Origin of the sequence: Frondihabitans sp. PhB161, from assembly GCF_003814635.1 — a bacterium.
Classification (GTDB): Bacteria; Actinomycetota; Actinomycetes; order Actinomycetales; family Microbacteriaceae; genus Frondihabitans.
Genome location: NZ_RKQW01000002.1, coordinates 183368 through 197862, shown reverse-complemented (window position 1 = coordinate 197862; position 14495 = coordinate 183368). Strand labels below are relative to the sequence as shown.

Annotated in this window: 13 protein-coding genes; 7 read left to right on the top strand and 6 right to left on the bottom strand. The window is 67.7% G+C overall.

Going from position 1 to position 14495, the window contains the following annotated elements:
- Nucleotides 1–10: 10 nt before the first annotated feature.
- Nucleotides 11–898 (bottom strand): acyl-CoA thioesterase II, encoded by an 888-nt coding sequence (locus tag EDF39_RS09665; RefSeq protein WP_199726194.1) that lies wholly within the window; start codon nt 896–898, stop codon nt 11–13.
- Between the two features lie 21 nt (nt 899–919).
- Here EDF39_RS09665 and EDF39_RS09660 point away from each other — a divergent pair, with 21 nt between their 5' ends.
- Nucleotides 920–1597, top strand: coding sequence for a hypothetical protein (locus EDF39_RS09660; protein WP_123942669.1), 678 nt, complete (start codon nt 920–922; stop codon nt 1595–1597).
- Nucleotides 1598–1704: 107 nt separating this feature from the next.
- Here the strand turns inward: EDF39_RS09660 and EDF39_RS09655 are convergent, their stop codons facing one another.
- The 3 genes from EDF39_RS09655 to pepN form a co-directional block, all read right to left on the bottom strand.
- On the bottom strand, nt 1705–2190 hold the full coding sequence (locus tag EDF39_RS09655; protein WP_084816209.1) for a globin: 486 nt from the start codon (nt 2188–2190) through the stop codon (nt 1705–1707).
- The gene (locus EDF39_RS09650) at nt 2187–3248 is read right to left on the bottom strand and encodes a mechanosensitive ion channel family protein (RefSeq protein WP_084816208.1); all 1062 of its coding nucleotides are present in this window, start codon (nt 3246–3248) and stop codon (nt 2187–2189) included. The genes EDF39_RS09655 and EDF39_RS09650 overlap by 4 nt, the downstream gene beginning before the upstream one ends.
- A 358-nt stretch (nt 3249–3606) precedes the next feature.
- A complete protein-coding gene (gene pepN, locus EDF39_RS09645) occupies nt 3607–6159 on the bottom strand; it encodes an aminopeptidase N (protein WP_055963940.1) in 2553 nt (850 codons plus the stop codon).
- A 95-nt stretch (nt 6160–6254) separates the two neighbouring features.
- Between pepN and EDF39_RS09640 the strand changes: the two genes are divergently transcribed.
- Nucleotides 6255–7517: an MFS transporter gene (locus EDF39_RS09640; protein WP_158613202.1), complete on the top strand. Its 1263-nt coding sequence runs from the start codon at nt 6255–6257 to the stop codon at nt 7515–7517.
- A gap of 130 nt (nt 7518–7647) precedes the next feature.
- Here EDF39_RS09640 and EDF39_RS09635 read toward each other — a convergent pair whose 3' ends face one another.
- Entirely contained in the window at nt 7648–8208 is a 561-nt protein-coding gene (locus EDF39_RS09635) for a cysteine hydrolase family protein (RefSeq protein ID WP_199726195.1), read from the bottom strand.
- On the bottom strand, nt 8205–9692 hold the full coding sequence (locus EDF39_RS09630) for a cytosine permease (RefSeq protein WP_123942664.1): 1488 nt from the start codon (nt 9690–9692) through the stop codon (nt 8205–8207). Before EDF39_RS09630 ends, EDF39_RS09635 begins: the two co-directional genes overlap by 4 nt.
- Before the next feature lie 39 nt (nt 9693–9731).
- Here EDF39_RS09630 and EDF39_RS09625 point away from each other — a divergent pair, with 39 nt between their 5' ends.
- The 5 genes from EDF39_RS09625 to EDF39_RS09605 all read left to right on the top strand — a co-directional run bounded on the left by EDF39_RS09625 (nt 9732) and on the right by EDF39_RS09605 (nt 14427).
- On the top strand, nt 9732–10355 hold the full coding sequence (locus EDF39_RS09625) for a DsbA family protein (RefSeq protein ID WP_123942662.1): 624 nt from the start codon (nt 9732–9734) through the stop codon (nt 10353–10355).
- Nucleotides 10356–10597: 242 nt separating this feature from the next.
- Complete coding sequence (locus EDF39_RS09620; protein ID WP_123942660.1) at nt 10598–11083, top strand: ribose-5-phosphate isomerase; 486 nt, start codon at nt 10598–10600, stop codon at nt 11081–11083.
- A gap of 89 nt (nt 11084–11172) precedes the next feature.
- On the top strand, nt 11173–12258 hold the full coding sequence (locus tag EDF39_RS09615) for an Fpg/Nei family DNA glycosylase (protein WP_123942658.1): 1086 nt from the start codon (nt 11173–11175) through the stop codon (nt 12256–12258).
- 67 nt (nt 12259–12325) lie between these two features.
- The gene (locus EDF39_RS09610) at nt 12326–12940 is read left to right on the top strand and encodes an FMN-binding negative transcriptional regulator (RefSeq protein WP_123942656.1); all 615 of its coding nucleotides are present in this window, start codon (nt 12326–12328) and stop codon (nt 12938–12940) included.
- Complete coding sequence (locus EDF39_RS09605; protein ID WP_123942654.1) at nt 12937–14427, top strand: amidohydrolase; 1491 nt, start codon at nt 12937–12939, stop codon at nt 14425–14427. Before EDF39_RS09610 ends, EDF39_RS09605 begins: the two co-directional genes overlap by 4 nt.
- Nucleotides 14428–14495: the final 68 nt, after the last annotated feature.

Here is a 14495-nt window from a genome sequence, read left to right as displayed (position 1 = left end):
CACCGCCGAGCTACGCGCCAGGAACCCTGGTCATACCCTCCTGAGCGACCGACGCGAGCAGGCGCCCACTACGATCGTAGAAGCGCCCGGTCGACAGCCCACGGCCGCTCTGTGCGCTCGGTGACTCCATGGCGTAGAGCAGCCACTCGTCGGCACGCCCGGCCCGGTGCCACCACATGGCGTGGTCGAGGCTGGCGATCTTGATACCGGGTGCCGACAGTGGAACGCCGTGTCGCCGCAGGATCGGCTCCAGGATGCCGAGGTCGCTGGCGTAGGCGAGCGCAGCGCGGTGAACGAGGTCGTCGTCGGGGAGCCGCCCCACCGTCTTCATCCACAGTGCCTGGTGCGCGACGTGCGCCCCCTCGACCCGGAGGAAGATCGGCGACGGCACGTGCCGGATGTCGAACGGCCGGCCGTGAGCCCAGAACCTCGCCGACGGATCGTCTATGCCCTCGAGCCCCTCGGCGAGCGTCGGAAGAGATTCAGGATCCGGCAACCCGGTCGGCGCCTCGACCTGGTGGTCGATTCCTCCGTCGATCGTCTGGAACGACGACATTGTCGTCATGATCGGCACGCCGTTCTGCGAGGCCTCGGTCCGGCGAGAGGCGAAGGAACGGCCGTCGTGGCTCCGGTCGACCTGGAACGACACGGGGAACTCGACCTTGCCGGCGCGCAGGAAGTAGGCGTGCAGGGAGTGCGGCACGCGCTCGCCATCGACGGTCTGCGCGGCCGCCATGAGTGACTGCGCGAGCACCTGCCCACCGAACACACGCCCGTTGGGCATCCACTGGCTCGAGCCCTCGAAGGTGTCGGTGCCCGACGGTGTGAGTTCGAGAGCATGGAGAAGGTCGGCCAGGGGGTCGGTGGCGGCCGCGGGGTGCGACGGGTCGGAGTTCATCAGCGGTAGTTTAGATCGCTCATGACTACCGCATTCACGCTCCCCGACTCGCTCTCGCTCGGCGACTTGCACACCTTCCTCGCGCGGGCTGCCGCGGTCGACGACGGTGCCGTGCGCCTCATCGGAGCGGGCGGGTTGCTCGCCGCCTACGTCGGCGTTCTCAGCCCGGCCGGTCTCCTCGACACGAGCCCGACGGTCTTGGGTTTGCGAACCTATGCCCTGGCCGAAGGAAGCGAAGCGACCTTCGACGCCGTGGTGCCGATCCGCTCCGTCCAGGAGCGACTGGTGCGGCTTCAGAACGAGGTCGTCGACCCCACCGCCGCAGTCGTCGTCGCGCTGCCACCTGTCGTGATCGCGGCCTCCTGGGCCGCCATCTCCCCGCCGCGAGGTGGCTGGCAGGCGGCGGCCGCAGTCGACGCGGCCGTCCTCGAGGCCACGGCCAAGGCGGGAATCGACGAGGTCGCCCGAGTCATCCCGACGGGAACGGGCGAGCAGATCGTGCAAAAGGTCCGCTCGGGCGTCTGGACGCGTCCGATCGACGGCACCGACGGGGTTCCGGCCGGTGCGGCCTTTGCGGCGCTGACGCTCGGGTTCCTCTCCGGTGAGGAGCCGACCCGGGTCTTCACGGTGGGTGCCTGGACGCGCCTCTCCACCAGCCGCGGGCACGTGCTCGTGAAGCGACGCTCCTCGTTGCTCTAGCCGTCGGATCCTCGGGTCGAGACGAACACGGCCCGTCGCCATCGCGCCCGAGTCTCGTCAACGACCTCCGCGAAGGCAGAGCTACGCGCAGCTCGGTCGCGTGTGAGTCATTCGGCGAACGAGTTGACCATTGCGTGCGCGGCTCGATCGAGGTAGCCCCACAGCATCGCGTCGTCGAGGGGCGCGAGGTCGAGCGAGTCGACCGCATCGCGCATGTGCACGAGCCAGCGGTCCCGTGCCGCGGGAGTGATCGTGAACGGGTTGTGCCGCATGCGGAGCCTCGGGTGTCCGCGTTCGTCGCTGTACGTCGTCGGGCCACCCCAGTACTGCTCGAGAAACCCCGTCAGCCGCTGAATGGCGCCCTCGAGGTCGTCGGCCGGGTACATCGGCCAGATGATCGGATCGGTCTGCACGCCCTCGTAGAAGCGTCGCACGAGCTTCTCGAACGTCGGGCGACCGCCGACCTTCACCCAGAAGTTGCCCTGGGCGTCGTCGTCGCCCCTGCCGGACCGAAGCGTGACGGGTTGGCCCAGAGGCAGAGAGCGCTGAGGATCCACCGGCTCACCAGAAGAGACAGGGTGCGTTTCGGTCATGCCTCATTGTCTCCCGAGGGCGGGGCGTTCCTGCCCCGACGTGGCGCCCGCGGCGCCTTGTTCCGCCCCTGCACCGGTGTCGGCTGCGTCTCGATCGGGCGAGCCCCCCGGATGTTGGTGGCCTCCTCGAAGCCCGACAGAACGACGCTCTGCAGCGAGGGGAGGTGGATGCCCTTCGCGTCGAGGGCGCGGACGATGCGGAGGCGCAGCTCGCGCGCGACCGCGTCTTTGTCGGCCGACCGGGTTCGAACGGCGAGACGGATGACGAGGTGCGACTCCGAGATCGACTGCAGGCCCCAGATCTCGGGCTTCTCGAGCATGCGCGTCTTCCAGCGGGGCTGCGCGGCGACCGCCGCCGACGTCGTGAGCACGATCGATTCGACCTCGTCGATGTCGTTCTCGTACGGAACTGCGATGTCGATGATGGCGCGAGCCCAGCCCTGCGACATGTTGCCGACGCGCAGGATCTCGCCGTTGCGGACGAACCACAGGGTGCCGTTGACGTCGCGTACCTGAGTCACGCGGATGCCCACCGCCTCGACGACGCCGGTCGCCAGCTGGACGTCGACGATGTCGCCGACTCCGAGCTGATCTTCGACGACCATGAACAGCCCGCTGAGAATGTCTTTGACGATGTTCTGCGCGCCGAAAGCGAGGCCGGCCGCGATCACGCTGGCCGCACTGACGAGCCCGACCGTGGCGACGTTCAACGTGGCGAGGATCGTCGCTATGGCGATCACCGCGATGACGACCGTCGCGACGTTGTTGAGGACACTGCCGAGAGTGCGAGTGCGCTGGACCACCCGCACCGCACGCAGAGGAGAGTTGAGCGCCTGAGTGTCGTCGACGTTCTGCTTCTTCTTGACGCCCGTGACGATCTGGTCGACCACACGACGGATGACGAAGTGGACGATGATGCGAAGCACGACCGCGCCGACGATGACGCCGGCGACCGCGATCGGCGTGCCCCAGGCGTCCCAGAAGGCGCTGGCCCCGGTCGCGATGTCGTCGGCGGCGCTCGTCTTGGTCGCAGCGGCTGCGAGAAGTTGAGTGACCATTCGGCCAATGCTACGAGGAAGAGTTCAAGGGTCTGCTGAGCGACCCGGGCCTGCTGCGCCGAGATCGCAGTTGTGGTCGGGCCCTGGCGACCTCAACTGCGATCTCGACGCCCGACCCGGGCCTCGCGAGGTGCTTGGGGCTCGCGAGTTGCCGGGCCTCGCGAGATGGCCTCATCTCCGCGATCGGAGCGCTTTGGCGGGAGATCAGGCCATCTCGCGGCACAATGCCCGCGAAACGCACGATCCGGCCCGCACACAGCGAAGCGGCGGCACCCGTGAAGGGTGCCGCCGCTCGGCGTCGGGATGCAGCTCGCCAGCCGGCTAGCCCACCAGCCGGCCAGGCTGCCGGTCGCAGCCGCTACTTGTCGGCGGCCTGGACCCGCAGAGCGCGCTCCGTGCCGGCCACGTTTTCCGTCACGATGCGTCGCAGGGCCGGTGTCTCCGGGTTGGCCGCGAGCCACGCCTGGGAAGCGTCGACGAGGGCGGAGTCGGCGAGCCCGGCCGGGTAGAGGCCCGAGACGAGGGTGTCGGCGATGTGGTAGCTGCGCGTCTCCCAGATCGTCGTAAGCGAGTCGAAGTACTTCGCGACGACCGGCTCGAGGATCGACGGGTCGTTCGTGTGCTGGAAGCCCATCGTCGTGGCCCGCACGATCGCATTCGGCTGCTCGTCGGAGTCGACGATCGACGCGAATGCAGCGAGCTTGCCCTCGCTCGTGGGGATCGTTGCTCGAGCCCGTGCCGCCGCCTGAGCGCCGTTTGCCGTGTTGTCGTCGGCAAGTGCCGCATCGATCTCGGCGGTGCCGGCCCTGCCCACGAGCACGAGGCCCTCGAGGATCTCCCAGCGCAGGTCGGTGTCGATCTCAAGACCCTCGAGAGCGATCGATCCGTCGGAGAGGCCCTGGAGGGCATCACCGTGGGCATCGGTCGACGCGATGTTCGCAAAGAACTTCACGAACTGGAACTGCGCGTCGGAACCGGCCTCGGCGGCCTGCGCAAGCGCCCACAGGGCGTCGCCGACCTCGGTAATCGTCGCCGCACGGGTGGCGGGGTCGACGTAGCTGCGGGCGGCCTGCGTGAGCTGCGACAGCGTGGTGCGGATGGTCGTCGACTCGGTCTCGGTCGCGATGTTGGCGAGTACCAGCTTCACGTAGTCGCGAGCGGCGCTCTCGGCGTCGCGGGTGGCATCCCACATCGAACCCCAGACGAGCGCGCGAGCCAACGGGTTGTGGATCTTCGCTAGGTGCTCGATCGCCGTGGCGCGGGAGACGTCGTCGAGACGGATCTTCGCGTAGGCGAGGTCGTCGTCGTTGATCAGCACCAGGTCGCCTCGCTTGAGGCCGACCAGCTCGGGCACGTCGGTGCGTTCGCCGTCGACGTCGATCTCGACACGGTCGGTGCGCACAAGCGAGTCGCCGTCGAGCGAGTACAGGCCGATCGCGAGGCGGTGAGGCCGGATCGTCGGGTAGTCGGCGGCAGCGGTCTGCAGCACGGCGAACGAGGTGATGGCGCCCTCGGCGTCGACCTCGATCTCGGGGCGGAGCGTGTTGACGCCGGCCGTCTCGAGCCAGAGCTTCGACCAGCTGGTCAGCTCGCGCCCGCTCGTGACCTCGAGTTCGGTGAGGAGGTCGCTCAGCTCGGTGTTGGAGTGGTGGTGCTTCTTGAAGTACGCGGCGACACCCGCATAGAACGCGTCGATACCGACCCAGGCGACGAGCTGCTTGAGCACCGAGCCGCCCTTGGCGTAGGTGATGCCGTCGAAGTTGACCTGGACGTCTTCGAGGTCGTTGATCGTCGCGACGACCGGGTGGGTCGAGGGCAGCTGGTCTTGGCGGTAGGCCCAGCTCTTCTCCATCGCCTGGAAGGTCGTCCAGGCCTCGGTCCACTCGGTGGCTTCGGCGGTCGAGATGGTGGAGGCCCACTCGGCGAACGACTCGTTCAGCCAGAGGTCGTTCCACCACTTCATCGTGACGAGGTCGCCGAACCACATGTGGGCGAGCTCGTGCAGGATCGTGACGACCCGACGCTCCTTGATGGCGTCGGTGACCTTGCTGCGGAACACGTAGGTCTCGGTGAAGGTGACCGCGCCCGCGTTCTCCATGGCGCCCGCGTTGAACTCGGGCACGAAGAGCTGGTCGTACTTGTCGAAGGGGTAGGGGAAGTCGAACTTCTCCTCGTAGTAGGCAAAGCCCTGGCGGGTCTTCTCGAAGATGTAGTCGGCGTCCATGAACTCGGACAGCGACTTGCGGGTGAAGATGCCGAGGGGGATCTCGCGGCCGTCGGACGAGGTGAGCGACGAGCGGACGACGTCGTAGGGGCCGGCGACGATCGCGGTGATGTAGCTCGACATGACGGCGGTCGGCTCGAACGACCACGTAGCCGTCGCCGTAGCGGGATCCGTGCCGTCGACAACGGGCTCGGGCGTGATCGAGTTGGAGACCATCTGCCAGCGCGCGGGCCCGGTGACGGTGAACTGGAAGGTCGCCTTGAGGTCGGGCTGCTCGAATACGGCGAAGACGCGGCGGCTGTCGGGCACCTCGAACTGCGAGTAGAGGTAGACCTCGGAGTCGACCGGGTCGACGAAGCGGTGCAGGCCCTCGCCCGAGTTGGTGTATTCGGCGTCGGAGACGACGGTGAGCTCGTTGGAGGCGGCCAGGCCGTCGAGCTGGATGCGCACACCGTCGTTGATTGACGCGACGTCGAGCGCCTGCCCGTTGAGAGTGACCGAGTGCACGGTGCGGGTGAACGCGTCGATGAAGGTCGAAGCGCCCTCGGTGGCCGTGAACTTCACGGTCGTCGTCGAGCCGAAGACCTCCTCGCCGCGGGTGAGGTCGAGCGAGATCGCATACGACTGCACGTCGACGATGCTCTTGCGCTCCTGCGCTTCGACACGGGTGAGGTTCTCTCCAGGCATGTTTTCTCCACGAGCATCGGGTGCTCCGTCGGTGGTGAGTGAGGTGGTGGGTTCGTGGCCCTCGACCACACTACTGGTGGGCGAGAATTGGGGGTGTGAGTTCTCCACAGGCGCCCCCGGGTGACGAAAAGACCCCAGGATCCAGCCCGGCCCCGTCGAGTGGATACCTCGCGGTCCTCCGACTCCCGCACGCCCTCCGCGTCTTTCTCCCGGCCTTGATCGGGCGGCTCGCGTTTGCCACGGTCGCCCTCTCCCTGCTGCTCACCGTGGAGGCGGCCACCGGGTCGTACGGCGCGGCCGGGGCGGCCTCCGGGGTGTTCGGAGTGGCCAACGTCGTGGCTTCGCCCATTCGCGCGCGCCTGGTCGATCGGTGGGGTCAGCGGCGAGTTCTCGCCCCTCTCGCGGTCGGTCACGCGGCGAGCCTGGCCGTGCTGGCGACTCTGGCGTCGTCGGGGAGTCGGCCGCTTTGGATCCTGATCGCTCTTGCCGGTCTCGCGGGCGTCTTCGCCCCGCCCCTAGGAGCCGCCATGCGCGTGCTCTGGGCGCAGCTGACCGACTCTCCGGTGCTTCGAGCCCGGGCCTACGCTCTCGACGCGATCTCGCAGGAAATCCTGTTCACGACCGGCCCGCTGGTCGTGGCGGTCGTCATCGCCTTCTGGTCGCCTCCGGCCGCGCTGTACATGACCGCCGCCCTGTCGCTCGTCGGCACTCTCTTCATGACGAACGGCGCGGCCTCCCGCGCCCGGGTCGCCGCCACCGTGCCGGCGAAACGGTCGTCGCGTCCGCTCGCGCAACCGGGGTTCGTCTCGGTCGTGCTGGGGCTGCTGGGTGTCGGGCTCGCGCTCGGCGCTGTCGAGGTCGCCGCACCGGCCGCGGGCGAGGGGTCGGCGTCGATTCTCGGCCCCGGGATCCTTCTCGCCGTCTTCTCTGCCGCCTCGGCCGTGGGCGGCCTCGTCTACGGACACCGCACCTGGTCGTCGCCACCCGGTCGTCGCCTCCTCGGCATCGGCCTGGGGATGGGCGTCTCGTGCGCCCTGCTCGTCTTCGTGCCCGGTCTTCTCGGGCTGGCCGTGGGACTTGTCGTGGTCGGGTTCTTCCTCGCGCCGGCGTTCGTCACTGGCTACCTGCTCGCCGACGAGCTGACCGACGCCGACGTGCGCACCGAGGCGTCGAGCTGGATCGACACGGCGGTGAACACGGGTGCGGCGCTCGCCGTCGCGGGGTGCGGTGCCTTGATCGACGGTTCCGCTCCCGGCGTGGCCTTTCTCGCCGGCGGAATCGGCGCGCTCGTGTGCTTGGGCGTGGCCGCTCCCGGGCTGGCTCGTGTGCACCGTCTGCCTGCGCGCGTCACTGCCTGACCCGCTCCCGTTGCCGAATTCGAAGGAGAATCGTGAGCCAGCCAACGCAAAATCAAGGATCCGACGGCCTCACCGACAAGGATCTCCTTCGAATTCGGGCGGTCACCCCGTCGGCGACGGTCGGCGCCGCTCAGAGCGCTGCGAGCACCTCGTCGGTCGTTGTGATCTCGATGAGTGGCGCGTAGAGCGCCATCACGTCGAGGGCTCGCTGGTGGTCAAGTTCGCTGAGTCCTGCGCAGGCATCGGCCACGACGCGCACCCGAACTCCGGCGTCGGCCGCCGCGAGTGCTGTCGACAGCACGCAGCAGTCGGTCGAGACCCCGGCGAGCACGAGATCGGTGGCACCGCCGAGCGCTTTGGCGGTCTCATCGCTCCATTTGCCGAACGTCGGGCGGGTGACCACGACAGCGTCTCCGGCCGGGAACTCGGGCATCAACTCGTAGAGCGGATCGGCGTCGGGCACGAGCGCGAACGGCCACTCGTCGTAGTACGGGATCCACGCTCCGGTGGGCTCGGCCGGTGCCACGAAGCGTGTGAGAGCCACGCGAGTGCCGAAGGCGGGCCGGAGCTGCTGGATACGCGTACTGGCCACCCCGAAGTCGGGCGTGAACCAGTCGCTGCCCGGGTCGCCGAAAACCCGCTGCATATCGATTGCCATCAGCCAGGGCGGTGTGGCGAACGTCAGGCTCATACGATGTCTCGATCGAGCTGGAGGAGGCCCTCTTGCTGCCGGACTACCGGGCGCATGAAGAGCAGCGTTCCCAGGTAGCCGATGAGGAGTGCGGCCAGGACGCCGAGGTTGGCACCGCCCCATTGCTTGAGGAATGCTCCGTCGCCCAGCAAGTAGCCCTGCCACCCGAGCCAGCCCGCGGCTGCGTTTGTCACGAGCCCCCAGCCGATGGCGGTGCCCAGAACGAGAAGGCCGACTGTGACCCACTGGACGGAGCCGTAACGGCCCTTTGCCGTGAAGAGTTCTGAGACGGAGTAGTCGGCCTTTCGCAACTGAACATCGGCGAGGAAGATCCCCGCCCAGGCTGCGATCGGAACGCCGAGTGTGATGAGGAAGCCCTGGAAGGGCCCGATGAAGTCGTTGGCAAAGAAGACGACGTAGATCGTGCCTGCGATCATCACGACGCCATCCACCGTGGCGGCCGCGTATCGCGGGATTCTTATGCCCATGTTGAGAAATGAGAAACCGGAGGAGTAGATATTCATGACTGATCCGCCGACCAGACCGAGCACGGCCACCACGGCAAACGGCACTAAGAACCACGAAGGAACAACTGTGGCGAGTGCTCCGATCGGGTTAGCGCCGATAGCGCTCAGCAGGTCGGTCGAGCTCCCCGCCAGGAACAGGCCGAAGACGAACAGGATGATCGGGGCGAGTGCGCCTCCGAAGGTCGTCCACCAGACGACACCTCGGCTTGACGCGGATCGGGGCAGATAGCGCGAGTAGTCGGCCGCCGCATTCACCCAGCCGAGGCCGAATCCCGTCATCATGAACACGAAACCGCCGATCACCGAGGGCGCAGTGCCCTGGGGGAGCGCCATGACGGTAGCGAGATCGATCCGATGAACAGTGAGAACGACGTAGACGATCGTCAGAACTGCGGTCGCGATCGTGATCCACCTTTGCAGCCTCATGATGAAGTCGAAGCCGAGGATGCCCGCGATGACGACGAGCACTGCGATCACGACGAGGGCGATGAGCTTCGTCAGCGTGCCTCCGTCGAACCCCAGGGTCGTGACAACGGTTTCGGTGGCCAGGACAGCGAGCGACGTCAGCGCCGTCTCCCATCCGACGGTCAGTACCCACGAGATGACCGACGGCAGCTTGTTTCCATGTACACCGAACGCGGCGCGCCCCAGCGTCATGGTCGGCGCATTACCGCGCTTTCCGGCGAGGGCGATGAGCCCGCAGAAGAGGAACGAGACAGCGATACCGATCACGCCCACGACGACGGCCTGCCAGAACGAGACCCCGAAGAAGAGGAGGTAGGCGCCGTAGCCGATCCCGAGAACGGAGATGTTGGCAGCGAACCACGGCCAGAACAGCTGGCGCGGCGTGCCCTTGCGCTCCGACTCGTCGATGACGTTGACGCCGTTCACCTCGACCCCGCGGGGTGCGGAGTCGGCGGGCGTGGGGCCGGGGCTGGATGACACGGACGTCGACATGGGCGCTCTTCTCTCGGGCTTGGGTTCTAGGCTCAACCCATGACCGACACAGTAGCTTCCACCTCCGTCACCGCCGTTGATTTCTGGTTCGATCCCTCGTGTCCGTGGGCCTGGATGACGAGTCGGTGGGTCGACGAGGTCGCCGCGCACCGCAACCTCGAGGTGCAGTTCCACGTGATGAGCCTCGGGCTCCTGAACGAAGACAACGACGGCTTCGACCCGGCCGTCCTCTCGATGCTCATCCGCTACACGCGTGTCGTGACGGCAGCGACCGAGCTGCACGGGCAGGGCGTCGTGAAGCCGCTCTACGACGCGCTCGGCACCCGCATTCACCTCGACGGACGCAAAGACGACCAGGACGCCGTCATCGCGGAGTCGCTCGCCGAGGCCGGACTGCCGGCAGACCTCGCCAAGTACGCCGACACCGACGAGTACGACACGGACATGCGCGCCAGCCACGACGACGGAATCGGCCGGGTCGGCCAGGACGTCGGCACCCCGGTCATTGCCGTCAACGGCACCGCGTTCTTCGGGCCTGTCATCAGCCCGGCGCCCAAGGGCGAGATCGCTCTCACCCTGTGGGACGGAGTCGTCGCTGCGGCGTCGTACGACGGGTTCTTCGAGCTCAAGCGCAGCCGCACCCGAGGCCCCGACTTCTCGTAGCCCGCGCCGGGCTGCGTCGGGCTCGAGGCGTCGCGCCGGGGCAGTCGGCGGGTGTTGTGGGGTGTGGGCGGGTGCTGCAGCACCCGCCCACTGCTGAGAACACCCGCCCACTCGTCGTCGACTGCGGAGAACACCCGCCCACTCCCCATAACACCCGCCCATCACCCACAACACCGACCGCGTCACCCAGCGCGCACCCGCCGGCGCAGAGACACCCCCGAACCGGAAATAGAATGAAGGCCATGCGCATCCACGTGGGAACCGATCACGCCGGCCTCGAATTCGCCCAGACCCTCATCTCGCACCTCGAAGGCCAGGGCCACGAGGTCACCGATCACGGTCCGAAGTCGTACGAGCCGCTCGACGACTACCCGTCGTTCTGCATTGCCGCGGCGCGAGCCGTGGTCCGCGATCAGAGCGAAGGGCTGGAGAGCCTCGGAGTGGTCTTCGGCGGCTCGGGTAACGGCGAGCAGATCGCCGCCAACAAAGTCGAGGGTGTGCGTGCGGCGCTGGCCTGGAACACGGCCACCGCCCAGCTGGCCCGTCAGCACAACGATGCCAACGTGGTCGCCATCGGTGCCCGTCAGCACACCGAAGACGAGGCGATCCGACTCATCGACGAGTTCATCAAGACGCCCTTCTCGTTCGAGGAGCGCCACGAGCGTCGCATCGCGCAGCTCGCCGAATACGAGACGACCGTTGCCATCAAGGGCCACCCGGTCGACTGACCAGCTCAAGACAGATCGCCTGGTACCAGGGCCTGACCATCGGCGACCGTTTCGGCCCCGTTGTCAGGGGTCGCGTCTAGCCTGGATCAATGCCTGAAGGTCATTCCGTCCACCGCATCGCCAACCAGTTCGAGCAGAGCTTCGTCGGCCACCGCATCCAGACGTCGAGTCCGCAGGGGCGGTTCGCCTCCGGCGCGAAGAGGCTCGACGGAGCGACGATGGTCGACGCCAAGGCCGTCGGCAAGCAGATGTTCCTCGAGTTCGACAACGGCCTGTACCTCCACGTTCATCTCGGTCTCTACGGTGCGTGGGATTTCGCGGGAGAGATCGCGACCGGGGCCGCCATGGCCGAGTCGCGAGTCCGCCGCACGGCCACGCGCAAAGCCGAGTCTGCGACCCCCAACGAGGCTGCGACCCACAAGGCGGACGACGCCCCCGAGCCGGTGGCCGACGACGACGGCGAGCACTCGATGAGCAGCATCGGCGCACCTCGAAAGCGGCGGGTGCGCATGGCCGAGCAAGAGAAGCAAGAAGACGACGTCGAGAGCTTCCCGCCCGAGCCCATTGGTCAGGTGCGAGTGCGACTTTTGAGCGACACGGCAGTGGCCGATCTACGGGGTCCGACGAAGTGCGACGTGCTCGATGCCGAGCAGGTCGACGCGCAGATCGCCAAGCTCGGGCCCGACCCGCTCGTCGACTCTCCTAAGAAGGGCGGCGATCGGTTCGTCGCGACGGCCCACAAGAAGCGCACGCCGATCGGTCTGCAGTTGATGGATCAATCCATCGTCAGCGGCATCGGCAACATTTACCGCGCCGAGCTCCTCTTCCGCGCCCGTCTCAACCCGCACACGCCCGGCAACCAGGTCTCCGAAGACACCTTGCGAGCGATTTGGAAAGACTGGACCAAACTCCTCAAGTCCGGTGTCGAGCTCGGTCAGATGATGACCATGAGCGGCCTCTCCAAGCAGGCGTACGCGAAGGCCCTGCGCAGCCGGGCCGATCGACACTGGGTGTACCACCGCGAAGGGCTGCCTTGTCGCGTGTGCGGCACCCACATCGTGATGGAGGAGGCGGCCGGCCGAAAGCTGTACTGGTGCCCGGTCTGCCAAGCCGGAAGCCCGAGCAAGCCGACGCCGACTGAGCCCCCAAAGCCCGAGCAAGCCGACGCCGACTGAGCCTGAAGCCCAAGCCTGAAGCCCAAGCACCCCTGAGACCGAAGCTGCCCTCTGCCAGAATTACCCTATGCGGCACACACCCCACTTCCTTCTCGAAGACGTCGACGAGGTCAAGCGCCTCATCCGCGAGAATCCGTGGGCGACGATCGTCTCCTCAACGGGGGCTGGCCTTGTGGCCTCCCACTACCCGATCGTGCTCGAAGAGACCGCGGGCGACGAGATCAGCATCGTCAGTCACGTCGGGCGCCCCGACGAGAAGCTGCATGAGCTGGGGCAGCACGAACTCCTCGTCATCGTGCAGGGCCCTCACGGCTACATTTCGCCCGGGTGGTACCCGAGCGACCAGATCATCCCCACCTGGAACCACGTCACCGCGCACCTCTACGGCACCCCCGAGATCCTGTCCGACGACGAGAACTTCCGCGTTTTGGGCGAGCTCGTCGACCATTTCGAGGCCCGCATGCCCGAGCCCGTGTCGCTCGAGCTCGACGCCGACGGCTCCCGCCGGGTCGCCAAGGGCACGGTCGGAATCCGCCTGAGGGTCACTCGCTTCGACGCCAGAGCAAAGCTCAGTCAGAACAAGGATCCAGCCGTCGTCGATCGCATCATCGACGCTCTCGAGAACGGCGCCGAGTATGCCAGCCCGGAGCTAGCCGCCGAGATGAAGCGGGTCCGCGGGTGACCGCGAGTCAGCAGCGCCAGCCCGCAGCGACGGGTCCCGACCTCCTCCTCCGCGACGTCCGCGTCGTCGGCCGCGATCACGCTCCTGTCGATGTCCTCGTCGAGGGCGGCGTCGTCTCTGCTCTCGCACCGGACATCACGCCGGGATCCGTCGAGACGGTGGAGTGCGGCGGGAGGTTCCTCGCGCCGGGCCTGTGGGACAACCACGTGCACATGGAGCAGTGGGCTCTCGTGCGCCAACGCCTCGATGTCACGTCGGCGGGATCGGCTCGTGAGACGGTCGCTCTGGTGCGCGACCGGATCCTTGAAGACCGCCCCGACGACCGCGACCTCCTGGTCGGCTACGGGTTCCGTGATGCGCTGTGGTCGGATACCCCGACGGCCGAGTTGCTCGACAGTGCGGGCGAGTTTCCGGTCGCCCTGGTCAGCGCCGATCTGCACGCCGTCTGGCTCAACAGCAAGGGTCTCGCGCTAGTCGGCCAGTCGACTCACCCGACGGGGCTGCTGCGCGAACAGGCCGCGTTCGATGCGTCCGGCGTCATCACCGCGATCGACAGCTCGCGCATGGACGACTGGGTCGACGAGGCGTCGCGTGCCGCGGCAGCTCGGGGCGTGGTCGGCATCGTCGACCTCGAGATGACCCTGTCGATCGACGCGTGGGCGAAGCGAGTGACCGAAGGATCCGACGCCCTCCGCGTTCGCACCGGTGTCTACCCGGGCGACCTCGACGAGGTCATTGCCCGCGGCCTCCGCACGGGCGACGCCGTTCCGGGCGGTGCCGGGCTCGTCACGATGGGCCCGGCGAAGATCATCACCGACGGGTCGCTCAACACCCGCACCGCCTACTGCCACGACCCGTACGCGCAGGGCGGGGGAGTCGGTCTGCCGTCGTTCTCGTTCGACGAGCTCACCGAGCTGATGCGCCGCGCGTCGAAGGCCGGTCTCGTGCCGGCGGTGCATGCCATCGGCGACCATGCCAACTCGCTCGCGCTCGATGCGTTCGAACTCGTCGGCTGCGGGGGATCGATCGAGCACGCGCAGCTGCTCCGGGCGGTCGACGTGGCGCGGTTCGCGCGGCTCGGCGTCATCGCGAGCGTGCAGCCGGAGCACGCCATGGATGACCGCGACATCGCCGAGGTCTACTGGGCCGGACGGACGGGCCGGGCGTTCGTGCTCGAGTCGTTGGCGGCGGCGGGTGTGGCTTTGCGCCTCGGCTCCGATGCACCGGTCGCGCCGCTCGACCCGTGGATCGCGCTCGACGCCGCGGTCACGAGAAGCCGCGACGGCCGGGAGCCCTGGCATCCCGAGCAGAGTCTGCCCGTGGCCGTGGCCCTCGCCGCCTCCACCGACGGCCGTGACTCCGTCACTCAGGGCAGCCTCGCCGACCTCGTTCTGCTCGACGCCGACCCATTGGCGACGGACGACCTCCGGGGTATGCCAGTCGCGGCGACCCTCCTCGGTGGCCGATTCACACACTCCGCGCTCTGAGCCCAGCGGGATTGTTCACCCGGACGACCCCTCTTTCGTCCTCAGGGAGGTATTTTGACCTCCCCGGT